General features: G+C 37.4%; 24 protein-coding genes, 1 other RNA gene and 1 riboswitch. Of the genes, 8 read left to right on the top strand and 17 right to left on the bottom strand.

Features of this window, described 5'->3' with window-relative positions; all coding sequences use genetic code 11:
- The first annotated feature begins 46 nt into the window (after positions 1–46).
- Positions 47–529: a regulatory protein RecX gene (locus HLV59_RS07695; protein ID WP_171429674.1), complete on the top strand. Its 483-nt coding sequence runs from the start codon at positions 47–49 to the stop codon at positions 527–529.
- 13 nt (positions 530–542) lie between these two features.
- Here HLV59_RS07695 and ffs read toward each other — a convergent pair.
- Positions 543–639, bottom strand: an RNA gene (ffs, locus tag HLV59_RS07690) — signal recognition particle sRNA small type.
- Positions 640–953: 314 nt separating this feature from the next.
- On the opposite strand from ffs, the gene HLV59_RS07685 reads away from it, so the two are divergent.
- Positions 954–1,826, top strand: coding sequence for a YbgF trimerization domain-containing protein (locus HLV59_RS07685; RefSeq protein WP_062848653.1), 873 nt, complete (start codon positions 954–956; stop codon positions 1,824–1,826).
- Positions 1,827–1,880: 54 nt separating this feature from the next.
- Here HLV59_RS07685 and lpxA read toward each other — a convergent pair whose 3' ends face one another.
- The 12 genes from lpxA to rimO all read right to left on the bottom strand — a co-directional run bounded on the left by lpxA (position 1,881) and on the right by rimO (position 14,228).
- On the bottom strand, positions 1,881–2,669 hold the full coding sequence (gene lpxA / locus HLV59_RS07680; RefSeq protein WP_031948565.1) for an acyl-ACP--UDP-N-acetylglucosamine O-acyltransferase: 789 nt from the start codon (positions 2,667–2,669) through the stop codon (positions 1,881–1,883).
- The gene (gene fabZ, locus HLV59_RS07675) at positions 2,666–3,151 is read right to left on the bottom strand and encodes a 3-hydroxyacyl-ACP dehydratase FabZ (protein WP_002115603.1); all 486 of its coding nucleotides are present in this window, start codon (positions 3,149–3,151) and stop codon (positions 2,666–2,668) included. The genes lpxA and fabZ overlap by 4 nt, the downstream gene beginning before the upstream one ends.
- Positions 3,152–3,157: 6 nt before the next feature.
- Positions 3,158–4,228, bottom strand: a complete 1,071-nt coding sequence (gene lpxD, locus HLV59_RS07670) for a UDP-3-O-(3-hydroxymyristoyl)glucosamine N-acyltransferase (RefSeq protein WP_171429673.1) — start codon at positions 4,226–4,228, stop codon at positions 3,158–3,160.
- A gap of 4 nt (positions 4,229–4,232) precedes the next feature.
- Positions 4,233–4,733 carry an OmpH family outer membrane protein gene (locus HLV59_RS07665; RefSeq protein ID WP_151748214.1) on the bottom strand — a complete coding sequence of 167 codons (501 nt, stop codon included), beginning with the start codon at positions 4,731–4,733 and terminating at the stop codon, positions 4,233–4,235.
- Positions 4,734–4,774: 41 nt separating this feature from the next.
- Complete coding sequence (gene bamA, locus HLV59_RS07660; RefSeq protein ID WP_171429672.1) at positions 4,775–7,294, bottom strand: outer membrane protein assembly factor BamA; 2,520 nt, start codon at positions 7,292–7,294, stop codon at positions 4,775–4,777.
- Between the two features lie 36 nt (positions 7,295–7,330).
- Positions 7,331–8,686 (bottom strand): RIP metalloprotease RseP, encoded by a 1,356-nt coding sequence (gene rseP, locus HLV59_RS07655; RefSeq protein ID WP_171429671.1) that lies wholly within the window; start codon positions 8,684–8,686, stop codon positions 7,331–7,333.
- A gap of 1 nt (position 8,687) precedes the next feature.
- Complete coding sequence (gene ispC, locus HLV59_RS07650; protein ID WP_130119315.1) at positions 8,688–9,884, bottom strand: 1-deoxy-D-xylulose-5-phosphate reductoisomerase; 1,197 nt, start codon at positions 9,882–9,884, stop codon at positions 8,688–8,690.
- Positions 9,885–10,709 carry a phosphatidate cytidylyltransferase gene (locus HLV59_RS07645; RefSeq protein ID WP_016145648.1) on the bottom strand — a complete coding sequence of 275 codons (825 nt, stop codon included), beginning with the start codon at positions 10,707–10,709 and terminating at the stop codon, positions 9,885–9,887.
- A complete protein-coding gene (gene uppS, locus HLV59_RS07640) occupies positions 10,709–11,461 on the bottom strand; it encodes a polyprenyl diphosphate synthase (protein ID WP_016140730.1) in 753 nt (250 codons plus the stop codon). The genes HLV59_RS07645 and uppS overlap by 1 nt, the downstream gene beginning before the upstream one ends.
- Positions 11,462–11,465: 4 nt before the next feature.
- A complete protein-coding gene (gene frr / locus HLV59_RS07635; RefSeq protein ID WP_016145650.1) occupies positions 11,466–12,020 on the bottom strand; it encodes a ribosome recycling factor in 555 nt (184 codons plus the stop codon).
- Positions 12,021–12,105: 85 nt separating this feature from the next.
- The gene (gene pyrH / locus HLV59_RS07630) at positions 12,106–12,834 is read right to left on the bottom strand and encodes a UMP kinase (RefSeq protein WP_000852257.1); all 729 of its coding nucleotides are present in this window, start codon (positions 12,832–12,834) and stop codon (positions 12,106–12,108) included.
- Between the two features lie 50 nt (positions 12,835–12,884).
- Positions 12,885–14,228 carry a 30S ribosomal protein S12 methylthiotransferase RimO gene (gene rimO, locus HLV59_RS07625; RefSeq protein ID WP_171429670.1) on the bottom strand — a complete coding sequence of 448 codons (1,344 nt, stop codon included), beginning with the start codon at positions 14,226–14,228 and terminating at the stop codon, positions 12,885–12,887.
- Positions 14,229–14,570: 342 nt separating this feature from the next.
- Between rimO and glnL the strand changes: the two genes are divergently transcribed.
- The 5 genes from glnL (at position 14,571) to HLV59_RS07595 (ending at position 19,828) form a co-directional block, all read left to right on the top strand.
- Positions 14,571–15,680 carry a nitrogen regulation protein NR(II) gene (glnL, locus tag HLV59_RS07615; RefSeq protein ID WP_031948572.1) on the top strand — a complete coding sequence of 370 codons (1,110 nt, stop codon included), beginning with the start codon at positions 14,571–14,573 and terminating at the stop codon, positions 15,678–15,680.
- On the top strand, positions 15,667–17,160 hold the full coding sequence (gene glnG / locus HLV59_RS07610; protein WP_081173514.1) for a nitrogen regulation protein NR(I): 1,494 nt from the start codon (positions 15,667–15,669) through the stop codon (positions 17,158–17,160). The genes glnL and glnG overlap by 14 nt, the downstream gene beginning before the upstream one ends.
- Positions 17,161–17,424: 264 nt before the next feature.
- Positions 17,425–18,078 carry a TetR/AcrR family transcriptional regulator gene (locus HLV59_RS07605; protein ID WP_171429669.1) on the top strand — a complete coding sequence of 218 codons (654 nt, stop codon included), beginning with the start codon at positions 17,425–17,427 and terminating at the stop codon, positions 18,076–18,078.
- A gap of 112 nt (positions 18,079–18,190) precedes the next feature.
- Positions 18,191–19,108, top strand: a complete 918-nt coding sequence (gene argF, locus HLV59_RS07600; RefSeq protein WP_057106884.1) for an ornithine carbamoyltransferase — start codon at positions 18,191–18,193, stop codon at positions 19,106–19,108.
- 195 nt (positions 19,109–19,303) lie between these two features.
- Positions 19,304–19,828 (top strand): protein tyrosine phosphatase family protein, encoded by a 525-nt coding sequence (locus tag HLV59_RS07595; protein ID WP_087088130.1) that lies wholly within the window; start codon positions 19,304–19,306, stop codon positions 19,826–19,828.
- Here HLV59_RS07595 and ispF read toward each other — a convergent pair.
- Complete coding sequence (gene ispF / locus HLV59_RS07590) at positions 19,816–20,307, bottom strand: 2-C-methyl-D-erythritol 2,4-cyclodiphosphate synthase (protein WP_062848646.1); 492 nt, start codon at positions 20,305–20,307, stop codon at positions 19,816–19,818. The two genes, HLV59_RS07595 and ispF, sit on opposite strands and share 13 nt — an antisense overlap.
- Before the next feature lie 100 nt (positions 20,308–20,407).
- On the opposite strand from ispF, the gene HLV59_RS07585 reads away from it, so the two are divergent.
- Positions 20,408–21,052: an A1S_1983 family putative colistin resistance protein gene (locus HLV59_RS07585; protein WP_016145656.1), complete on the top strand. Its 645-nt coding sequence runs from the start codon at positions 20,408–20,410 to the stop codon at positions 21,050–21,052.
- Between the two features lie 44 nt (positions 21,053–21,096).
- Here HLV59_RS07585 and HLV59_RS07580 read toward each other — a convergent pair whose 3' ends face one another.
- The 3 genes from HLV59_RS07580 to HLV59_RS07570 form a co-directional block, all read right to left on the bottom strand.
- Positions 21,097–22,341 (bottom strand): D-amino acid dehydrogenase, encoded by a 1,245-nt coding sequence (locus HLV59_RS07580; RefSeq protein WP_171429668.1) that lies wholly within the window; start codon positions 22,339–22,341, stop codon positions 21,097–21,099.
- Between the two features lie 175 nt (positions 22,342–22,516).
- Positions 22,517–22,605: riboswitch (glycine riboswitch) on the bottom strand.
- A gap of 149 nt (positions 22,606–22,754) precedes the next feature.
- Positions 22,755–23,246, bottom strand: coding sequence for a hypothetical protein (locus HLV59_RS07575; RefSeq protein WP_061874508.1), 492 nt, complete (start codon positions 23,244–23,246; stop codon positions 22,755–22,757).
- A gap of 239 nt (positions 23,247–23,485) precedes the next feature.
- Positions 23,486–23,929 (bottom strand): BLUF domain-containing protein, encoded by a 444-nt coding sequence (locus HLV59_RS07570; protein WP_031948581.1) that lies wholly within the window; start codon positions 23,927–23,929, stop codon positions 23,486–23,488.
- Positions 23,930–23,996 lie beyond the last annotated feature (67 nt).

The following is a 23,996-nucleotide window of genomic DNA, read 5'->3' as shown; positions in this document are numbered from 1 at the left end:
GTCTTAAAAACGCCCTTCGGGGCGTTTTTTACAAGGAAATCTTAATATGTTCAAAAGATCAGAAGAACAGTCTCAACAACGCGCTTTGCTTACAGGTCAGCGTTTGCGTTCCTATGCTTTCGCATTATTGACTCGTCGAGATTATTCAAAAGCAGAACTTATCGAAAAATTAAATCGTTATGCACAAAACCCAGAAGAGGTTAAGCAACTTGTTGAAGAATTATCTGAACAAAACTATCAAAGCGACCAACGCGTTGCAGAACTAACATTGGCTAGCCAAATTCGAAAAGGTAAAGGCCCAAAACGTATTAAACAAGCTTTAAAAACAAAACAAATCGAAAATGATTTAATTGCAGACGAAATTCATAATATTGATTGGGTAGAACAGGCTTATCAGCTTAAAGTGAAGAAGTTTGGTGAAGAAGTAGAAAAAGATCCCAAACTGAAAGCAAAACAAATGAGATTTTTACAGTATAGAGGATTTGATTTAGATGTAATTATTAAAGCAATCCAACGGAAAGTGGATTAAAGAATGGTGGCAGCCCCACTAGCAAAACTTCGGCACATCATAGATCTGTTACCGTTGCTACCTTCCGGTCCTGGCGGGGTTCACAGAGTACAATTGCGAAGCCACCAGCGGGGCTACCATTGCAAAACAGAGTATAGAGATTTTTAAAAGAGTTGCAAGCCTTCTTCTCAATTTTAAGCAAGTTTATGTTTCAATTGATTAATTCATCAGCAAAAATACGTAACTTCCTAGAATCTCTTATCTGATATTCTTTCTTGATGCTTATTTTGAATAAAATATGCTTGAAGATTGTAAACTATTCTTGCATTTATATTGTTAGCTGTTTTAATTGCAATGATCAATTAAAACCTTAAATAGCTAATGTGAATAGTTTATATATTCCCTTCTCAAGTTAGCTTTTACATAAAATTATGGACCTATACTCATGCGATTGATGAAGCATTCTTTATTATTTATTGCCTTAATGAGCACTACTTCTCTCTATGCCAATATTCCAATTGAATCGCGCGGTTTAAGTCAAAGTGGCGGCAGCTCAACCACTACTTCATCTAATAATGCTTCGGTTCCTAGTAATTTAAATTGGGAATTGATGCAAAAAAATCAACAATTAGAAAATGATATACGCGCCTTACGCGGACAGTTAGAAGAACAATCAAACGATATTGAACAATTGAAAAAAGATTTAGCTAATCGCTATACTGATTTAGACCAGCGTTTGGAATTACTTAATCAAAAAGTAGATCCAGAAAGTGCAACACCAGACAATACAGCAAATAGTGATGCTACAGCTACTGGCAGCTCAGAAGTTCCACCTACCGACAATAAAGCAGCAAGTGCTATAGCTTCTACAAGTCAAGTTACTTCCCAGCCACAAACGCAAGTAACACAACCAGCTTCACCGTCTGCTACGCAAAATCAATCGAACCCTGTAGAACTTGAAAAAGCAGCTTATACTGTTGCTTTAGATGCCTATAAACAAGGTGGAGCAAAAAAAGCGATTGCTCCAATGCAGAACTTTATCAAAAATCATCCTAATAGCGTCTATACAGGTAATGCCTATTTTTGGTTAGCCGAGTTTAATTTAGCAACTGATCCGGTGAATTATAATGAAGCTAAAAAGAACTATAATGTGGTCGCTACTCAATATCCAAACTCAAGTAAAGCTCCTCGCGCGCTTTATCAACTATACAGCATTGCTAAAGATGTCGATAAAAATACTGTTTCAGCAAACCAATACAAAGCTAAGATCTTAAGCCAGTATCCAAAATCTGAAGAAGCCAAATTCTTTAATAAATAAGGTTTTTAAGAAAAAAAACACCGCAATATGCGGTGTTTTTTTGAATATCTTTGCTTAACGCACAATACCACGTTCTGATTGCTCAACAGAGTCAATTAATAATTGAGCTTCTGGAACATTCGGAAGAATATCATTTTTAATCTGCTCAACAGCTTGAACAGAAGTCAGGCCTGATTTAAAAATCAATTTATAAGCCTCTCTAAGACCTTGAATTGTATCTTTAGACCAACCCTTTCGGCGCATACCTTCAATATTGATACCAAACGCATGTGCTGGATTACCAGACGCCATAACATAAGCTGGTACATCTTTTAAGATTAAAGATGCTCCACCGACCATACTGTAAGAATCGATTTTACAGAATTGATGAATTCCTGAATTACCACCAATAATGACATGATCACCGATATGTACGTGTCCAGCAACACCGACATTATTTGCAAAAATATTATGATCACCAACAACACAATCATGTGCAATATGCGTATTAACCATCAATAAGTTATGACTACCTATTTTAGTTAAAGCATGATCTTGTACAGTTCCTCTATGTAAACTGCAATGCTCACGAATTAAATTATGATCTCCAATCTCTAACCAAGTTTCTTCACCTTGATATTTCAAGTCTTGGCAAACTTCACCAACACTTGCAAACTGGAAAATCTCATTATTTTGACCAATTTTGGTAAAACCACCAACTACAACATGTGAATGTAATTTAGTACCAGCGCCAATCGTCACATTTGGACCAATAATACAATAAGGTCCAATCTGGACATCTGGGGCAATCACTGCAGATGGATCAATAATGGCCGTAGAATGAATTAAATCGTGATTGCTCATGCCTGCTCTGTTTTTTGGTGTGAAATCATAATTTCAGCGGTTGTTGCTACAATACCGTCAACGGTAGCCGTACAGTTATATTTGTAGATACCGCGTTTTTGCATTACTAATTCAGATTTTAATACAAGTTGGTCGCCCGCAACTACTTGTTTTTTAAATCTAACCTTTTCTGCACCAGCAAAGAGGAATAAAGAACCTGGTTTTGGCGTCTCATTGTTCATAATAAAACCTAGAACGCCCGAAACTTGAGCTAATGCCTCTACAATTAGAACACCAGGCATAATCGGATATTCTGGGAAATGTCCTTGTAGGAATTCTTCATTGATAGAAACATTTTTATAACCAACAATACTATTGTCAGTTACTTCAGTCACACGATCAACCAATAAGAATGGGTAACGATGCGGCAAATATTGACGAATCGTTTGAATCTGCATTGGTAATTCAGGGATGGCAAATTTAGGTGTAGTTGACTCGGTCATAATATTCTATTTACGCAAATTAAAAGTTGATTCAAGAGACTCTATTTGAGCTTGTATATGATCAAGTCGTTTAGTGATTTGGGTCAATGGCACATCTGCTAATTGTCGCAAGCGTACAATCGTCTTTTTCCAATGATTATTTTCAAATAATCCAATTCCTGAAGAATAGGTACCAGATTCAGAAATATTTTTTGTGACCATTGACATTCCAGTTAAAGTCACATTATCAGTGATTGAAAGGTGACCAGACACACCGCAGGCGCCTGCAAGAATACAGTTTTTGCCAATTTTAGTACTTCCTGCAATTCCACATTTAGCAGCAATAGCAGTATTTGAGCCAATATGAACGTTATGTGCAATTTGCACAAGGTTATCAATAATTACCCCATCTTCCAAAATTGTATTATCTAAAGCACCTCGATCAATACTACAATTTGAACCAATGCGGACATCATTACCAATGATAACTGAACCTAATTGTGCAATACGATGCCATTTGCCTTGATATGGTGCAAAGCCAAAACCTTCACCACCAATTACAGTGCTTGCATGAACTCGAACACGATCTAGTAATTTAGTTCCACCAGTAATGGTGACATGAGAATCAATAAAACAATCCTTGCCAATTTCTACATTATCATCCAGACGAGTATGAGACTGAATAATCGTGTTCTCTCCTACTACACAATTTTCACCAATGACAACGTAATGGCCAATATATGCTTTTTCAGAAATAATTGCAGAAGGATGAATTTGAGCAGTACTTTCAATACCTAGTGATGTGACCTTTTTATCAAAGGCATGGGTAAGGATGGCAAAAGCTAAATAAGGATTATCAACAATAATAAAATTTTGTTTATCAGTAAGCTGTTCTTTAATAGAGTTTGTAACAATGTACGCACCCGCACGGCTAGCCTTTGCTTGATCAATATACTTTTCGCCATTCACAAAAGTAATATGAGAAGGTTCAGCATTTTCTAAACTTGCTAAGTTTATAAATTGAAGACTACCCGTACCAACTAACTCACCATTAACTAGGTGAGCTAGTTCATCTAAACGATAATGTTGCACTTTCATTAATTTATTTCATTGAATTAACCTTTTGTATCATTTTATCAGTTAAATCATATTTAGCGTCATAGGCAACGGTCGAATTTTTATTCAAAATGAAGTCAAGATTATTTTCTTTTCGTAATTGTTCAGCTGCTTGCTTCACACGTGTCTCAAAAGTTGAGTTCATTCCTTGCAAACTAGTTTGAACCTTAGACTGCAAACCTTGTTGAGTTGAATTAAATTCATTTAATTTTGACTGATATTGAGTTTGAAGCTTTTTAATATCGTCTTCTTTCATTTTTTGTCCTTGAGTTTGAGCTTGACGCTGAAGACCTTCTAACTCTTTACCCAACTGCTCAAGGCGAGTTGTTGTTGGTTTAACTGATTGATTTAAACTTGCATTTTGTTGTTTTAAATAAGTACTGCTTTCAACAACTTTAGCAAGATCAATAACACCATAACCAGCTGCATTAGTCATAGCAGAAAGTGTAAGGCCTAACCCTAACATTAATATATTTAATTTTTTCATCTTGATTTGTGTCCTTATTTCATTGTTTAGTCAAGTCGTACTTAGAAAGTACGACCGATTTCAAACTGAATCTCTTTAGTTTCGTCACCAGGCTTATCATTTAACGGGAATGCATAGCTAAGAGATAACGGCCCAATCATAGTGATCCATGTGAAGCCCACGCCTACGCTATAACGCATGTTGCCTAAATCAAAACCGTAGTTATCTTCACAGTATTTTTTAGCATCTGCGATTTGCTGCCCATTCATAATCATAGAATAAGAACCAACGTCGCACTTGGTGTCAAATACTTGACCGCCTTCAGCAAAAATAACTGGTCTCACTTGACGAGTCCAATCTCCTTTAAACGGTAATGGTAAAGCAAGCTCTGTACCAAACTGGACTAAAGCATTACCACCCACTTCTTCAGGAGAACCATCATTTTTTTGCTCTTCTTGTAAATTCACGCTTGAATATTTCGGCCCCAAGGTGCTGTTATCATAACCACGAACAGAACCATAACCACCCGCATAGAAGTTTTTATAGAACGGCAAATCATTACCATAGCCAAGCTTACCATAGCCACGTAATACAAAACCTGTACTACCGATTGGGAAGAATGCTTGAGCATCATAAGTCGCTTTTTGATAGTCGACATCACTACCAGGTAAACCAATTTCTAAGCCTACTCGATGAGACATCCCTGATGTAGGGAAAATTGGACGGTTTAATGTGTTATATGACCAACCTAAATTTAAGTTGTAAGTAAAGAACTCACCTTCAAAAGCGTTGTCATAAGTTATTGGATCAGTCTTACACTTGATTTCGATAATATTACCCTGTTCATCTTTTACAGGATCTTGCTGATCTATTGGACAATAACTCTCTTTACCTGTTGCCTTACCGCCATTTGCTAACAAGTAGTCACGTACATATGTAGAAACATAAGGGCCAGTCGTTACTTTAGTATTATCAATACCTAAAGAGGCACTTAGACTTTGGTTTTCATCAATTGGATAGCCAAAACTTAAACTACCACCGAAACTATCCGTAACATAGTTGTTAACGTTATAGTCATCATTTAGTTTCGTTTTACGATAGTAAACGTTATAACCACGGCTTACCCCATCAATAGTGAAGTAAGGGTCGGTAACGCTTAAGTTATAGTAGTCTTGAGTTTCAGAACGAGATAAATCAATCGAAACACGATTACCTGTTCCCATGAAGTTAGTTTGGCTTAAACCTGCCTGGAAGGTGATACCACCACTTTGTGAGTAACCTACAGCTAAGGTTGTAGTTCCCGAGTGTTGTTCCTCAACATTTACGTTTAAGTCCACTTGATCTGGTGAATTTGGGATACGAGCTGGTTTGATATCAACTGTCTTAAAGAATCCTGTACGTTCTAAACGGACTTTAGATAAATCAATTTTTTCATTACTTGCTAAAGCGCCTTCCATTTGACGCATTTCACGACGTAAAACTTCATCAGCAGTTTTACTATTACCTGTAAAGTTAATACGACGTACGGTCACTTGCTGACCTGGGTTTACATAATAATTTAGGTCAACAACGCCTGTTTCGTTATTAATTTGCGGAACAACGTTCACATCGGCAAAGTAATAACCAGCATTACCATATTTACGCAATAACAATTGTTTAACAGCGTTTACTTTTTCTTGAGAATAAGTATCGCCATCTTTATAGATTTTTAAAGCTTGCAGCTCTTCAGGTTTATAAAGTGCGTCACCTAAGAATTTGGTTTGACCAAACTTGAACTGACTACCTTCCTCTACAGCAACTTCAATAAAGATATTCTTTTTATCTTCACTAATATTAAGCTGTGAGTTATTGATATGAAAATTGATATAACCTTTATTCAGATACATCGCACGCAAAGCTTCAAGGCTCGCTGCCATTTTCTCTCTAGCATAACGGTCATTACGAGTTACAACAGACGCCCAACCACTTTCTTTAACTGCAAAAGCTTGTTTAATTTCACTGTCTTTAAAAACAGTATTACCAATAATATTGATATTAAAAACTTTAGCAGCCGTACCTTCATTAAAATTTAATTTAAGTTCAACACGGTTATTTGGACGAGCTATAGTATCAACAGTTACATCAGCATCATAACGGCCTTGTTGAGTATATTGCTGCTCTAATTCAGTTTCAATTGTTTGTAAAGCTGACTTCTTAAAAACTTCGCCTTCAGCAATTCCCATTTTTTTGAGGCCTTGCTCTAAAGCCTCTTTAGGAATAAGTTTGTTACCCTTAAATTCAAGTTTTGAAATAATTGGGCGCTCTACAACATTAAAAACTAAAGTATCGTTATCTCGTGATGCTTTAATATCGTCAAAAAGTCCAGTGGCATACAATATTCGAATTGCTTCTGCGATCATCGGTTCATTAACGCGATCGCCACTGTTGATTGGCAACATGGTAGAAACATTTGCAGGAGTAAGACGGACCAAACCATCTATACGAATATCTCGAACAACGAAATCATCAGCTGCATATGCTTGTTGTACCGCTGCCATAGCGCTAACAAGTGCCAAAGGCATTAAAAAATGTGTGTGCCGCATGCCAGTTTTTCCAGTAAGTTATAAATCCATATACGTTTACAAACGCATAAAATCGTTAAATAAAGCTAAAAGCATCATACTACCGAGCAGTACCATACCAATTTTTAGACCAAACATTTGTATTTGTTCAGAAACAGGCTTCCCACGAATAGCTTCAATAATGTAATAAACGAGATGTCCACCATCAAGCATTGGAATTGGCAATAAATTTAAAATTCCAAGACTTACACTCATTAAAGCCATAAATGAGATAAAAGTCTGCCATCCCATTTCTGCACTTTGTCCCGCTACTTTCGCGATTGTAATTGGTCCAGAAAGATTCTCTAAGCCAATTAAACCCTTAACCATTTTTACTATCGAACTCAATATCATGCTAGAGATTTGGCCAGTCTTATCTAGCGACATCTGGAAAGCTTGTAATGGAGTATATTGAATTGTTTGCTTATATTCGTCAGGAATTGTAATTTTTCCTGCATCGCTTTTTACGCCTAAAACCCCACTCACTTGCCCCATATTGTCACGCTTTCCTTGAGGCATGACTTGCAAATGAACGAGTTGACCATTACGCAACACATCAATATTAAGTAACTTTTCTGGTGAGTGCTGTACGACTTCTACAACATCAAACCAGTCTTTCATCGGTTGTCCATTAATCGAAACAATATGATCACCGACTTTCATACCTTGTCGAATTGCTGCTCCATCTGCAGTCAACTCAGTTACAACAGCCGGAATAATGGGACGATATGGTAAAAAACCTAACACATCTAAAGCTGATTCATTTTGGTTTTTTAAAAAATCTTTAATCGGTAAAACAATATTTTTCTCAGTACCTGCACGATCTACATCGATATTCAAGCTACCAGTTTCACCTACACGGTCAATCAAAGCAAAGTTAAGTTTTTCCCAAGTTTGCGTTTCCTTTCCGTCAACAGCAATAATCTTGTCACCTACTTGTAGTTGAGCTGTAGCAGCTGGCGAGTTGGGTACAACCTTACCCACTCTTGTATTTAGTTGTTCCTGTGCTGGTAAAAATAAAATCCAAAAAAGTAAAACAGCAAAAATCAAGTTAATTAAAGGTCCAGCCGCAACAATTGCTATACGCTTCCATGGTTTTTGACGGTTAAATGCATAAGGTAAATCTTGCTCTGCAACATTACCTTCGCGCTCATCAAGCATTTTTACATAACCGCCTAAAGGCAAAGCTGAAAGTTGGTACTTAATTCCAGATTTTTTTGATGTCCACTTAAGTAATGTCGGACCAAAACCAATAGAATAAACTAGAACCTTAACACCAAGTTTTCGTGCCACCCAATAATGACCGAACTCATGAATTGCAATTAATGGACCGAGCAAGAGAGCTGCTGCTGCAATCATAAATAATGCGCTCATTTCAGCCTCCTATACTTGATATATACTGCTGTGCTACATGTCGTGCTACTTCATCTTTATTCAAAATAGACTCGATATTATCAGCAACTGAGTTTTCCAATTTTTGCAAAGTATGCTCTACCACTTGTGGGATATTTGTAAATCCAATCTGTTCCTTTAAAAATGCAGCAACGGCAACCTCATTTGCAGCATTTAAAATAGTAGGTGCCAGCCCTCCCGCACGCATTGCCTGACGGGCTAAATCAAGTGCTGGAAATTTCTGAATATCCGGTGCTTGAAAATTAAGCTGAGAATATTCAAATAAATCTAAAGCAGGAACATTAGTCTGTAAACGCTCTGGCCATGCTAATGCATGGGCAATCGGTGTACACATGTCTGGATTACCCATTTGAGCCAATGTTGAACCGTCAACATATTGCACCATAGAATGAATAATACTTTGTGGATGAACAACAACTGTAACAAAATGTTCAGATATTGAAAACAAATGACATGCCTCGATCAACTCTAACCCTTTATTCATAAGAGTAGCTGAGTCAACTGAGATTTTCTGTCCCATAGACCAATTGGGATGCTTACAGGCCTGTGCAGGAGTAACTTTTTCTAATTGTTCTAACGAATGGTTTAAAAATGGTCCACCTGAAGCGGTCAATAAGATTCTTGATACACCCTGTTGCGGTTGTCCACTTCTTTCAGCCTCTAAATAATTATGAGGTAATGATTGAAAAATAGCGTTGTGTTCTGAATCTACCGGTAATAATAATGCCTGATGATCACGTGCTGCTTGCATCATGATTTCACCAGACATGACCAAAGCTTCTTTATTAGCAAGCAATACGCGTTTACCAGCTTTTACAGCCGCTAATGTTGGTAATAAACCAGCTGCTCCAACAATTGCAGCCATAACTACATCAACATCTGGATGAGATGCGATACTTACTAGCCCTTCCTGATCAGTCAAAATTTCAATATTTTGTAATTCATTTTTTGCAAATAAAGCTGCTAATTCGTCAACTTTTTGCTTTGGAACAACTACAACTTTTGGTTGAAATTGTTTACATATATCAACCAATTCAAAAATTCGACTATGAGCTGAAATTGCAAATACTGAATACTTATCAGGATGTTGATTTAAAATTTTTAAGGTACTTTGCCCAATGGAACCGGTTACACCCAATATGCAAACAGATTGTGTCATTTATAAATCTACACCAATAAGTTTTAATATATACATTCCCGTTGCAAAGATCGGGGCTGCAGCAAGTAAAGAATCAATACGATCTAAAACACCACCATGACCAGGTAGTACACGTCCAGAATCTTTAATACCAGCACGACGTTTAATCATCGACTCAAATAAATCACCTAAAACTGAACCGAATACTGTAATCAGTGACAATATAAGAAACAGGATTTGCTGAATTAAAGTTAAATTTAGATATTGGTATTGCACAACCAACATTACCAGTATGGTCGTGATAATACCACCATACAAACCCTCTACCGATTTGTTCGGACTTACGGTTGGAGCCAGTTTTCTTTTACCAAATTTGCGACCAACAAAGTAAGCACCACTATCTGCACCCCACACGAGTAAGAACAGATACATTAACCACCATGGTGAACTTTGCCACACGACAAAAATTGAAGTTACTGCAGCACAGACTAAAATTATGCCAATTACATACAAGGTCGCGTTATACCAACCATCAAACTCAGGAAAAGATTTGACCCAATAAACGCTCACAAGCCAAGTTAAAATTGAAGCAGACCACAACAGTAATGCAATATCATGAAAAAATAGCGCAACGCCTGAAACGAATGCAACAAGCAGACCGTAGCACCAAGCTTTAGGCTTTACAGCATTTACAGTTTCACGAGGCATTAATTTATACCATTCATACCCCGCAACCCCTGCTGCCACAATCATAAGAACCAACATTGGATAATGTGATTGCGTAGCAAACATACAGCCTAAAACAACTGCAACAAGTACCAATGCGGTAACAATCCGCTCTAACATTATAAGTTCTCTATTTTCTCTTGCTGAATTTGTTCAGATGTTTTGCCAAACCGACGCTCACGTCCTGAAAAAACATTCAATGCATGATCGAATTCTTGTACTGTAAATTCTGGCCATAAAGTATCAGTAAAATACAGTTCCGCATATGCTGCTTGCCATAACAAGAAATTAGATATGCGATAATCTCCACCTGTACGGATCAATAAGTCCACAGCTGGCAGATCGTTTAGACTGACATATTTTTCGAACAAATCAACATTTATTTGATCAGCACCAAATTCTCCACGGGAAACTGCTTCAGCAACTTGTTTTGCTGCATTTGCAATATCCCACATCCCACCATAGCTCACGGCAATAGTTAAGGTCATAGTGTCGTGATGTGCTGTTTGTTGCTCTGCATCTTCCATTAAGGCAACTAAGTGTGAGGGTAATCGTGAACGATCACCTATAAAACGCAAAGCAATATTAAATTTCTTCATGCGAGGTATTTGCTCATGAATAGTTTCTTCAAGAAGTTTCATAAGCAGATCGACTTCAAATTGTGGTCGATTCCAGTTTTCACTTGAAAATGCAAAAACTGTTAAAGCGCGAATACCAGTTTTTTTACAATGTTCAACGATAGGATCAAGAACATTTTTACCCTCTCGATGCCCATCACCTTTTTGCATTTGATTTTTTTTTGCAAAGCGATTGTTGCCATCCATGATGATGGCAACATGCTTAGGAAGATGATACTCTTCTGAATCGGTCATAAAATTAGACCTTCATCAATTCTGCTTCTTTCGCTGCAAGACGCTTGTCTACTTCTGCAACATATTTATCAGTGATTTTCTGGATATCTTCACCTGCACGGCGCTCATCATCTTCAGAAATTTCTTTCTCTTTTAATAATGCTTTAATATCACCTAAAACATCACGACGAATATTACGAATCGCAACTTTTGCATTTTCAGCTTCACTACGTGCAACTTTTTGCATATCACGACGTGTTTCTTCAGTTAATGCTGGTAAAGGTACACGAATCGCATCTGCTGTAATCGGGTTTAAACCAAGATCACTTTCACGGATTGCCTTATCAATAGCAGATACCATTGTACGTTCAAATGGTTGAACAAGAAGTGTACGAGAGTCTTCAATACCTACGTTTGCTACTTGGTTTAAAGGCACATCAGAACCGTAGTAAGGAACCATCACACCATTTAAAATTGATGGGTGCGCACGGCCGGTACGAACTTTAGCAAACCCTTGTTCCAAAGAATCAAGAGTTTTTAACATACGCTGTTCGCTGTCTTTTTTCAGATCGTTAATCATATGATCTACCTTACTTATTTATTCAAGAATGTATTTAACAAATTTAATTTAGCGCTAGTATAAAGAGCTTTCAACAACACGTACATTATTTAGTAACGCGTGTACCTTCTTTTTCACCCATTACTACTGACAATAGCGCACCTGATTTATTCATATCAAAAACTTGTAGTGGCACATTATGGTCACGACATAAACAAATAGCAGTCAAATCCATAACACCAAGTTTTTCGTCTAACACTTGATCAAAGGTTAAATGATCGTATTTAACTGCGTCTTCGTATTTACTTGGGTCTTTATTATATACGCCATCTACTTTAGTCGCTTTTAGAATTAAATTGGCTTCAATTTCAATTCCCCGTAAGCATGCTGCCGTATCTGTTGTAAAGAATGGATTTCCTGTGCCAGCGACAAAAACACAAACTTCACCTTGGCTCAAGTGACGAATAGCATCACGACTTGAATAAGACTCTACAACTGTACCAATTGGTAATGCTGACATCAGGCGAGTTCTGATATTACGGCGAACTAATGCATCACGCATAGCCAAGCCATTCATTACAGTTGCAAGCATCCCCATTTGATCGCCAGTTACACGACCAACCAAGCCATCTTTTTGCAACTGACTACCACGATACAAGTTACCGCCACCAACAACGATACCCACTTGCACACCTAAGCCAACTAAGTGAGCAATTGAAAGGGACATTTGATCAAGAACTTGGGCATCAATACCCATATCTTTATTACCTGACAGTGCCTCACCAGATAGTTTCAATAAAATGCGTGAATAACGGGGGCTAATTGTTTCCGCCATGAGTTTGCTCCAAAACCTCTTAAACTGAATGCTTTTTGAATCGTTATCGATTAGACCGACTTAATTTTAATTAACTTTGCAAATAAGTCGTATTCATCCGCATCGGTGATTTCGACTTCCAACATATCGCCTGGTTGAATTGTGCACTTATCGATATCTTCTACAAAGACATTACCGTCAATTTCCGGAGCATCCGCATAAGAACGTGCAACAGCAACAGGATATTCATCTTCCAAACTATCGATTAATACAGTCATCGTTTGACCAATACGTTTTTGCAACTTAGCAGCAGAAATTTGTTGCTGCACTTGCATAAAGCGCTCGTAACGCTCTTGCTTAATTTCTTCAGGCACATGATCGGGTAAATCATTTGCCGTAGCGCCTTCTACTGGTGAGTAGGTAAAGCAGCCAACACGATCAAGTTCAGCTTCAACTAACCAATCGAGCAATATTTGAAAATCTTCTTCAGTTTCGCCTGGGAAACCCACTACAAATGTAGAACGAATCACAAGATCCGGGCATTTTTCACGCCACAATTTAATCTTTTCGAGTGTATTTTCACTGTGAGCCGGACGCTTCATTAACTTAAGAATACGCGGGCTTGCATGTTGGAATGGAATATCAAGATATGGCAGAATTTTACCTTGTGCCATTAAATCAATAACTGCATCAACATGTGGGTATGGATAAACATAATGTAAGCGCACCCAGATGCCAAGTTGGCCTAGTGCTTCACACATATCAAAGAATTTTGTTTTAACAGGCTGGCCATTCCAGAAATCAAGTTTGTATTTGGTATCTACACCATAAGCTGATGTATCTTGAGAAATAACTAAGATTTCTTTAACGCCCGCTCTTTTAAGCGCAGCTGCTTCTTCCAGCACACTTCCGACTGGACGAGAAACAAGATCACCACGCATACTTGGGATAATACAGAAGGTACAACGATGGTTACATCCTTCAGATATTTTTAAATAGGCATAATGTTTTGGTGTTAAGCGAATTCCTTGTTCAGGAACCAAATCAACAAACGGGTTGTGTTTAGGTGGTGCTGGCACATATTCATGTACAGCTTCCATTACATCTTGATAAGCTGCTGCACCAGTAACCTTTAAAACATTTGGATGCATTTGACGAATTTTGTCTTCGTCTTTACCTAAGCATCCAGTAACGATTACTCGACCATTTTCACTCATGGCCTCGCCAATTGCATCTAGCGACTCTTGTACCGCAGATTCGATAAAACCACAGGTATTAACAACAACTAAATCAGCACCATCATAATCTGATGCAACTTGATAACCTTCAGTCTTTAACTGAGTTAAAATTCGTTCAGAATCTACCAATGCCTTAGGACAACCTAAAGAAACAAAACCGACTTTGGGGGTCTTCATGAATCTGCGCTCCACTTGAATGCGCGTATTGTATGTCTTTTCTTGCTTCAAGCATAGGTGGAAAGCCTACTCTTTGTGTAATGCACCAAAATACGACCAACATTTGCACCAAAACTCACCTTTGCACCAAGTTGGATCATGTTATTATCTATATTCAAGCCATCAGTTTTGATCAACCGATATAAAGACCGATTTCAGCGCGTTTTTAAATACTTTAAAACTTTAAAATAACCCATAAACAAAGTTGGCGTATATTTTGCATCGTTCATGTTCTATAACGGTGAAAATCCGATAATCAATGAAGATGCCATTGCGCTATTTTAAGACAGGAACGATTCGCTAATGGATCAACACAACCCTATCGACTATCGCCTATTGGTAGACAATCTAACTACTGCGATTTTATTGATCGATAGTAACTTGAATATTTTTTATTTAAATTCTGCCTGCGAAGCTCTATTTGATATTAGTTTGCTTCGAGCTTCAGGACAGCCCGTTTTAAACCTACTTCATGCGCCTGACGATACTTTTAATACTCATGAAGCTTTATTAAACACCATAAAAACTGGTCAACCTTACACTCGAAGAGAAGCTATTATTAATGTCAACTTTAAAGATCTCCATGTCGATTATACAGTTTCTCAATTAAATGCTGGTAAAAGTTATCACCCATTACTATTAATTGAGCTTAACCCGATTGATCGTATGTTAAAGATTTCTAAAGAAGAAAATCTCGTACAACAGCATCAGGTAGCAAGGCAACTTGTACGCGGCGTTGCACATGAAATTAAGAATCCACTTGCAGGTATTCGCGGTGCGACTCAATTACTAGCTCGCAGTTTAAACGATAAAAGTTATGCCGAATTTACAGATGTCATCATTAATGAAGTAGATCGCTTAACGAACTTGGCAGATACCATGTTGGGTTCTAGACAACTCCCAAGTTATGAGAATGTTAATGTACACGAACCTTTGGAACGAGTGCGTTCACTTATCGCCAACCAGACAAAGAAAAAAATTAAAATTATACGGGATTATGATTTGTCTTTACCCGATGTTAATGCTGATCGTGATCAATTAATCCAAGTCATGCTCAACATTAGTGTAAATGCAATTCAAGCTATAACAGAAAACAAAACATTCTTTATAGATCATGAACCAGAACTAATTCTACGTACACGCATACAACGTCTTGTCACGATTAATGGTGTACTGAATCGATCTACTGTACGGGTCGACATAGAGGACAATGGACCAGGCATTCCAGAAAGTATTTTAGAGTCTGTGTTTTACCCTTTGGTTACTGGACGAGCAAAAGGTACTGGGCTTGGCCTGAGTATTGCACAGAATATTATGCATCAACATAACGGAATGATTGAATGCCAATCTGTTCCTGGAAAAACAATTTTTAGCTTATATTTACCTTGGGAGTCAGACCGTGTCGCGAAATAAAATATGGGTTATTGATGATGATCGCGCCATGCGATGGGTATTGGAAAAGACCTTTAAAGAGGAAGGTTTTGATGTTACCAATTTTGAAGAAGCTCAAACTGCGCTGGAACGCTTACATCATGATGCTCCCGATGTCATCTTAACTGACATCCGCATGCCTGGAATTGATGGTTTAACTTTTTTATCTAAAGTCAAAAACACTCACCCCGATTTACCTGTCATTATTATGACAGCACATTCTGACTTAGAGTCAGCTGTATCGAGCTATCAAACAGGTGCATTTGAATATTTACCAAAACCGTTTGATATTGATGAAGCTTTAGCTTTAGTTAACCGTGCAATTCTGCATATTAATAAACTGCAACAGCAAGAAGCTACAAAAACAGCTTCACCGCTTCAATCAACAGAAATTATTGGTGAATCTCCAGCAATGCAGGAGGTTTTCCGCGCCATTGGTCGTTTATCTCAATCTCATATTACCGTTTTAATTAATGGTGAATCGGGTACAGGTAAAGAACTAGTTGCTCATGCTTTACACAAGCACTCCCCACGCCGTGCCAAGCCTTTTATTGCTTTAAATATGGCTGCCATACCAAAAGACTTGATTGAAACCGAATTATTTGGTCATGAAAAAGGTGCTTTCACAGGTGCAAACACTCAGCATCAAGGTCGCTTTGAACAAGCAAATGGCGGAACATTGTTCCTTGATGAAATTGGTGATATGCCATTTGAAACACAAACTCGACTGCTACGCGTACTCGCTGACGGTGAGTTCTATCGTGTGGGTGGACACATCCCAGTTAAAGTAGACGTTCGAATTGTGGCGGCAACGCATCAGGATTTAGAAAAGCTGGTCAATGAAGGTCGCTTCCGTGAAGACTTATATCACCGCTTGAATGTGATTCGTATTCACATTCCTAAGCTTGCTCACCGAAGTGAAGATATTCCAATGCTTGCTCAGCATTTTCTTGCGCGTGCAGGTAAAGAACTTGGTGTAAGTCCAAAAATCTTACGTACTGAAACCACGGACTATATGCAACAGTTACCATGGCCTGGCAACGTTCGACAACTTGAAAATACGTGCCGTTGGTTAACTGTGATGATCACGGGTCGCGAGGTTTATCCAGAAGATTTACCTTCAGAGCTCAAACAAGTTCCATTGCAAAAGAGTAGTGACGCTGGACAACCGGCTCCTTCATTTGAACGTATTTCTCTACACCATTGGGATGAATTATTGAATCAATGGGCCATTCAAAAACTTAAGAATGGTGAAATGAAAATTTTGGATATTGCCACACCAATGTTTGAACGCACGTTGATTAATGCTGCATTACAACAAACACGCGGACGCAAACGTCACGCAGCAGAACTGTTGGGTTGGGGCCGTAATACCTTAACTCGAAAGTTAAAAGAACTTGGAATGGACTCTGCAGATGATGATGAAGAAGATGAGCATAAAGTTACTCAAACCGAAGCCTAAAAGTTTATGAGTTAAATTCAGAGCGGTTAAGTCATTCTTAGCCGCTTTATTTTTATTAGCAATTTTCCATTAAACTCTAAATAAACATAAGGTTACATCATTACAACCTTCTACAATCTACTCTAAGCTCATATTTTCTATTAGTTTATTTCTTTAATTAATCACTTACTGTTCAGCAGATGATCTAAGAAAATAGCAATAGCCATCTTTAAAGATAGTTTTGCTATACTAAATAAGCAAAGTCAGTTGTTGTTATTAAATTTTATGTATGATTCAGTCCTGGATTCACATCATCTTGCATGTGAAAAACCTCAAACACGCCGCGGTATTGAACGTCGTTTAGCTCTATTGTTAAGCGCGACCGAGCTGTTTCTAGAGAAAGGATATGATGCTGTATCTCTCGATGACATAGTTAATCATGCAGGCGGTTCAAAGGCTTCTATTTATAAATATTTTGGTAATAAAGAAGGACTTTTTACTGCTATTTGTGACTATAAACGTGAAATGTTTTTTAAAGATATTTGTATTCCATTTCAACCAGAGAAAAGCACTTTAAGAGAATATCTAATTCAAACACTCAATCGTGTCTATGTTCATATTATTCAACCTGAACATGTCGCGTTTTTAAGACTGATTATCGAACAAACCGAGTGTAATACTGTCCTCATACAATACTTATATGACAAATGGGTGCACAACTTACAAAACACACTTACTCAAGCATTAGAGTTTGCAGATAAATCAGGCGAAATTACATGCACTTCTCCGTATTACTCTTCACTGATGTACTTTGGAATTTTACGTGATATTGAATGGCGTATGATTATGGGCATGCCCGCCCTACCAGATGAGAAAGAAGCTTTTGATTATATTGAATATTGTGTAGATATTTTCTTAAAAGGCCATCATAAAGTCTAATTCTTTTGCATTTTAAAATGCTTATAGTATAGTAGACTTCTTTTTTCCCACATCCACCCAGCCAACAACAGATAATTGTTGTATTTCAAAACAATTATTATGGAGTAGCTACATGGCTCTAAGACATTTCCTGACTTTACGTGATCTATCCACTCTAGAACTTAATCGCATTTTAGAACGCGCAAGTGAACTGAAAAAAATGCAACATGACAATAAGGTCTACCAACCTTTTGTCGGTAAAGTATTGGGAATGATTTTTGAGAAATCTAGTACGCGTACACGTATCTCTTTTGAAGCAGGTATTAACCAATTTGGCGGTAGTGCGATTTTTTTATCGCCTCGTGATACACAATTGGGCCGCGGTGAACCAATTGAAGACTCAGCACGTGTAATTTCAAGTATGCTTGATATCGTGATGATTCGTACCTTCGGTCATGACATTGTTGAACGCTTTGCATCTTATTCAAAAGTTCCTGTGATTAATGGCTTAACTGATGATCATCATCCATGCCAGTTACTTGCAGATTTACAGACTTATATTGAACATCGCGGTAGTATTGAAGGCAAAACGGTTGCTTGGATCGGTGATGGCAATAATATGTGCAACTCATATATTGAAGCTGCACATATGATGGGTTTCAAACTTAAAATTGCATCGCCAAAAGGATATGAACCAAAACCTGAATTTTTAGCAGAGTTTGGTCATTGTGTTGAGCTTTTTGATAATGCAGAAGATGCAGCAGTAAATGCTGATCTTATTGTGACAGATGTATGGGCAAGCATGGGCCAAGAAGAAGAGCAAAAACTTCGTGAAAAGGCCTTTGCTAATTTTCAGGTTAACGAAAAATTAATGAGTCTTGCTCACCCTGACTGTTTATTCATGCATTGCTTACCTGCTCATCGTGGTGAAGAAATTTCTGAAACCATGCTCGATCATAAAAATGCAGTCGTATGGGATGAAGCAGAAAATCGTCTTCATGCTCAAAAAGCTTTAGTTGAATTTTTATTGAATGAAAATCTAAAAGCTTAACTATTTAAATAAAAGAAAACAGCATCTTTATGATGCTGTTTTTTTATTTTAAAAGACTTGTACTTTTCCAGTTAATTATTTTTAAAATTTTGATAACGTTGTCGAATATATAAGCAGGCTGTATTTCAACTATTCACTAGAATCGTGTATAACATTCTACACAATAAGCTAAGCCTACTCTTGTAGAGTGCGATCATGACAACCCTTGAACAATCATTATCTCAAATTCCCGCATTTTCGATTATTCATGAACATTTATTTAGTTCGGCACAGCCTTCTGTTGAACAACTAAAATTGATTAAAGAGTATGGCTGTAGCACAGTCATTAATCTTGCTTTAACTAATGCTCCAAATCATATTGAGAATGAAGATCGTATTTGTTTAGACCTTGGTTTAAATTACATCCATATTCCAATTGATTGGGAAACCCCATCAGCAGAGCAATGTTTACTCGTGCTTGATCTGATTGATCACTTAGTTCAAAACGAGATTATTTGGGTGCATTGTTCCAAAAATGATCGTTCAAGCTGTCTAATGTATGTTTACAGACAGTTTTATATGAATATGGATATGCCCACTTCTCAAGATTTACTACACGAAATTTGGGAGCCTAATGAAACTTGGACAGGACTCATTCATAGTATTACCTTACAGCTACAAGGCCGTAAGGCAACTTTAGAACTTCAGCAGTCTTTACAGCAGGCTGATCACTTAGTGTGATGAGAAACTAAAACAGTCGCTGTAGCCAAAATACCTTCTTGACGACCGGTAAACCCAAGTTTTTCGGTTGTCGTTGCTTTAATGCTAATTTGATTAATATCTACATTTAGAACATCAGCAATGCTTTGACGCATTTGTAGATTATGCTTAGCTAATTTTGGACGCTCACAAGCTACCGTAATATCGGCATTATTTAACTGATAACCACGGTCTAAGATCAATTGATAAACATGCTTTAACAATACTCGGCTATCTGCACCTTTGTATTCTGGGTCAGTATCAGGAAAATGTTGTCCAATATCTCCAAGCGCTAAAGCACCTAATAAAGCATCACATAGCGCATGAAGTACAACATCACCGTCAGAGTGTGCTTTCAAACCATGTGTATGTGGAATTTGAATACCCGCCAATGTAACGAAGTCCCCCTCTTCAAAGGCGTGTACATCCATTCCTTGTCCAATACGAATCTGAGCAACCATATAAATTATTACCTTCCATAAAAACTTAAGAAATCTTGTATTCAGCCGTTCTGTTTCGCTATAGTACACCTAGCAAAGTAGACTGAAAGTATAAGCGATCATGCTGTCTAATACTGATATGAATCAATTGAAAAGATTAAGTTTTGTCGTGACACTGAGTTGTTTATGTTCACCTCTTGTCTTTGCAGAATCAATAGACTGCTCCAATACTGGAGCTGAGCTTAAAATCTGCTCAAAAACATTTAGTGAATCAAGAAAAGAACTCAATAATAAATATCTTTCTGCATATTTAGTTACTGATGCCCCCTTACAGCTCTTACAGGATACACAAAAGTTATGGTCTAAACATACTCAGCAATGCAAGAGTAATACATGCATTCAGCAACAGTTTGATTTACGTACTGATGACTTAAATTTTTATGCGTCGCTTAAGCAAACGCTTACCCAGCATTATCTTAAGTTTGAAAATGGACATATAGCAGCTCAGCCTGTACACATTCAAGTCCATCAGCTCGCAAAAGATAAAATCAAAATTGAAGGGATAGCATACCGCAATCCAAATAACCGCAAGGAAACTCAAACGATTTCATTGATGGCCTATAGTTCACCTGAACAAAAAAGTGAAATTTTAGACAATGAGCACAACTGTAAATATCAGTTTAATTTTCAAAAAGCCTTACTTAATGTGAAAACCCAGCAAAAAGGCTGTGAACGTTTTAGCGGAATCTACCGCTTATATGATTAACTCTTTAAATAAAAGCCAGTGTTTGAACACTGGCTTTTTACTTTCTACACTGGATATTTTTGAGCAATATCCTGACCGACTAAAACTGCGGTTGCCGCAGACAAAGTCCAACCTAAATGCCCATGCCCTGTATTATAAAAAACACGAGGTTGTTTAGATTGCTTAACAACAGGCAACATGTTTGGCATCATCGGTCTTAATCCTGCCCAAGGCACTACATGCTCAGTTGAAATATCAAAGTTACGATTAACCCAATTCACTAATGGTTGAATACGATCAGCCCGTATGTCGCGGTTATAGCCATTAAACTCAGCAGTTCCCGCTACACGCAAACGATCCTTACCTAAACGAGAAGTCACGATCTTTGCACTTTCATCTAGCAAGCTCACCCAAGGAGCATTCTTTACACTGTGCTCATCTTTTAATTGCACTGTAATTGAATAACCTTTTACTGGATACACATTTACACGCTCACCAATCATATCGGCAAGTTGATAACTTCCTACCCCCCCACATACAACAAGCACATCACCCTCAAGTTGAATGTTATCGGACTCAACCAGATAAGGATGCTCCGCACTTGGCTGACAAGTCACGACCACTTTGTCTGCGCTGCACTTAATATCCATAACTTCTAGGCCGAACTTATATTGAACGCCATATTGTTTAGTCTTCTCAGCCAAAGAGGTTGAATATTTATGAATATCACCCGTTGCATCACTTGGCGTGTAATAGCCGCCGAAATAGTCACCTGTCAAAGATGGTTCTATTGCTTTCATTTCATCAGGTGAAACCGAATAGCGTTCCAATGTCCCTTTGTTCAATACGTTATTGACCTGTTTAGCAATCTCATAGTCAGCCTTACTATGATACATATGGAGAATTCCACGCTTCTCCAAGTCAAACTCGAGCTGTTCTTTTTCAGCAACTTCAAACAGACGCTTACGAGCGAGTAATGCCAAACGGACTGTCTCAATCGTATTCGCCTCATAGTTCTTAATATGTGATAGAAATTCAACTAGCCAACTATACTTATGCAAACTAAATGAAGGGTTTAACAATAGAGGAGCATCTTTTTGTCTCATCCATTTAAAGCCTTTAATCACGGTGGCTTTTTGGTTCCATACTTCGGCATTACAAGCCGATAGTTGCCCTCCATTGGCAAATGACGTTTCCATTGCAGGATATAAATGTCGATCAATCACTGTGACTTGATAACCCAGTTGCGATAATTCATAAGCAGAGGTAACCCCTGTGATTCCCGCACCTATCACAATAACATGTGGCATAACAGACTCCTCAGAAATGCAAAACATTTCATCAGTACAGCCCATCTGTCATTGGTACCTGAGAGTTTTGACCCCAACGTTACCTTTTAACGTTTAGATCTTCCCCTTCGGTGAGTTTATAATTTATAAGTTATTGTTTTCCATTCTTATAAATCTAAGCTTCTCTCCAGATTTTTTAATTATTACAGTCCTTTTGCCTGAGAGTTTCCGGGCTTGTTGCTCCTTCGGCGGGTTCTTAATGAACCTCTCTCCCGCAATAATTTTGTATTTATATAAGCAATGTATCTGCCACATTGAAAAAAACGCATTCTTTTCTTGTAAACTTTTGTACAAGCATTCTTAAAATTATAAGATATTGATTTAGTTAATAATAAAAAAGGTGAATCTTTATAAATTCACCTTTTGTACTTAAATTAAAGTTTTCCGTTTAGTACTTGGTCTGTAACTGTACCTTTCCATTGCTCACGCAAGGTTGGTAAGTAGAATTTCTCACCAATAGTGACCAGTTCAGCATCAATCAATGCATGAACTTCGTGCATAAAAATATAATCTAGAGCAACTAAAGAAAGCTGATGATTTTTTTGTGCTGTTTTCTTACGTTTTACCTGTGCTTGTTTCACTAGCTCATTTGCAAAGTTTTTATCTTTATAAGCAGTAATTGCATTTAAACGAAGCTCAATAACACCCCATCCCGCTAATAGCTTTTTAAAGATTCCAAAATCTTTTGAGGTTGATTCCCATGTAACATTTTCCAAATTATTATCTTCAGGTAAAACTGGTAATAATAAATCCGCTGTACTTGGGAAAATCTTTTTAAGATTTAACAGAAACTTAACTGGCTGATCACTAGGATAATCATTAAATTGCACATGTTGTTGGGTATCTGTCAAATAAATAGAGAGCATTCAAAAATCCTTAACTAAGCAGCTGTTTTTAATAATTTTATCTCTAACTTTGCGAAATAAATGCAAAACAAAAAACAATATAAAAACAGGACAAGGTGGGCATTTTAACAATTATGACAGCTTATTCAACGCCAATTCTCTATTAATTAGTGAAAGTTTAGCTTTGTGATAAAAAGCTCTCCGAAGAGAGCTTAACTTTAAATAGAAAACTTAAGATCCACTTTAATCCCTAGTTTTGATCAAACTTGGTATTGATCAACTTTGTGATTGGGTTGATCTACAAGCAATTTAATAAAAGAAGGAATAGAAGTAGTGTTAAGCAGATACGGATTAAACTCATCAACATGATGATGATGAAAGAAATCTTTTATTTTCGTATTAATAGGAGCAAATTTCATGCTCCAGTGTTTAAATAGCCGTTGTTCGGATCGTTCTGAAAAAATGATTTCACAGTTCTGGTGTCTCGAATCTTTCAAAATTAAATTATAAAATAGCGATTCGACCTGCTCTTTCTCACCTTCCAAATATTGCAAGAAGTATCCATTACCGTAGTAAAGCACCCCTGTAATATCATTATGAGAGTTAAAGCTAACTGCCTCTGTGAGAATATCAATTAAATCTTGTTTTATTTGACTGTGTTCACTATTGGTTTTACTTGCATACATAAAGCCTATTAAACTCATAGCGATACTCGAAAATAGATTGAATATATTCTGACATCCACACTCTCTTCTTACAATGTAAGCTATT

The sequence above is a fragment of the Acinetobacter lactucae genome, from assembly GCF_013122135.1.
Taxonomy (GTDB): domain Bacteria; phylum Pseudomonadota; class Gammaproteobacteria; order Pseudomonadales; family Moraxellaceae; genus Acinetobacter; species Acinetobacter lactucae.
The sequence above is the reverse complement of the archived record's forward strand: the minus strand, read 5'-3'. Positions and strand labels throughout refer to the sequence as shown.

Coding starts and splice junctions, on each gene's coding strand:
- HLV59_RS07695 (WP_171429674.1), top strand. CDS start 47: ATGTTCAAAAGATCAGAAGAACAGTCTCAACAACGCGCTTTGCTTACA.
- HLV59_RS07685 (WP_062848653.1), top strand. CDS start 954: ATGCGATTGATGAAGCATTCTTTATTATTTATTGCCTTAATGAGCACT.
- lpxA (WP_031948565.1), bottom strand. CDS start 2,669: ATGAGCAATCACGATTTAATTCATTCTACGGCCATTATTGATCCATCT.
- fabZ (WP_002115603.1), bottom strand. CDS start 3,151: ATGACCGAGTCAACTACACCTAAATTTGCCATCCCTGAATTACCAATG.
- lpxD (WP_171429673.1), bottom strand. CDS start 4,228: ATGAAAGTGCAACATTATCGTTTAGATGAACTAGCTCACCTAGTTAAT.
- HLV59_RS07665 (WP_151748214.1), bottom strand. CDS start 4,733: ATGAAAAAATTAAATATATTAATGTTAGGGTTAGGCCTTACACTTTCT.
- bamA (WP_171429672.1), bottom strand. CDS start 7,294: ATGCGGCACACACATTTTTTAATGCCTTTGGCACTTGTTAGCGCTATG.
- rseP (WP_171429671.1), bottom strand. CDS start 8,686: ATGAGCGCATTATTTATGATTGCAGCAGCAGCTCTCTTGCTCGGTCCA.
- ispC (WP_130119315.1), bottom strand. CDS start 9,884: ATGACACAATCTGTTTGCATATTGGGTGTAACCGGTTCCATTGGGCAA.
- HLV59_RS07645 (WP_016145648.1), bottom strand. CDS start 10,709: ATGTTAGAGCGGATTGTTACCGCATTGGTACTTGTTGCAGTTGTTTTA.
- uppS (WP_016140730.1), bottom strand. CDS start 11,461: ATGACCGATTCAGAAGAGTATCATCTTCCTAAGCATGTTGCCATCATC.
- frr (WP_016145650.1), bottom strand. CDS start 12,020: ATGATTAACGATCTGAAAAAAGACAGCGAACAGCGTATGTTAAAAACT.
- pyrH (WP_000852257.1), bottom strand. CDS start 12,834: ATGGCGGAAACAATTAGCCCCCGTTATTCACGCATTTTATTGAAACTA.
- rimO (WP_171429670.1), bottom strand. CDS start 14,228: ATGAAGACCCCCAAAGTCGGTTTTGTTTCTTTAGGTTGTCCTAAGGCA.
- glnL (WP_031948572.1), top strand. CDS start 14,571: ATGGATCAACACAACCCTATCGACTATCGCCTATTGGTAGACAATCTA.
- HLV59_RS07605 (WP_171429669.1), top strand. CDS start 17,425: ATGTATGATTCAGTCCTGGATTCACATCATCTTGCATGTGAAAAACCT.
- argF (WP_057106884.1), top strand. CDS start 18,191: ATGGCTCTAAGACATTTCCTGACTTTACGTGATCTATCCACTCTAGAA.
- HLV59_RS07595 (WP_087088130.1), top strand. CDS start 19,304: ATGACAACCCTTGAACAATCATTATCTCAAATTCCCGCATTTTCGATT.
- ispF (WP_062848646.1), bottom strand. CDS start 20,307: ATGGTTGCTCAGATTCGTATTGGACAAGGAATGGATGTACACGCCTTT.
- HLV59_RS07585 (WP_016145656.1), top strand. CDS start 20,408: ATGCTGTCTAATACTGATATGAATCAATTGAAAAGATTAAGTTTTGTC.
- HLV59_RS07580 (WP_171429668.1), bottom strand. CDS start 22,341: ATGCCACATGTTATTGTGATAGGTGCGGGAATCACAGGGGTTACCTCT.
- HLV59_RS07575 (WP_061874508.1), bottom strand. CDS start 23,246: ATGCTCTCTATTTATTTGACAGATACCCAACAACATGTGCAATTTAAT.
- HLV59_RS07570 (WP_031948581.1), bottom strand. CDS start 23,929: ATGAGTTTAATAGGCTTTATGTATGCAAGTAAAACCAATAGTGAACAC.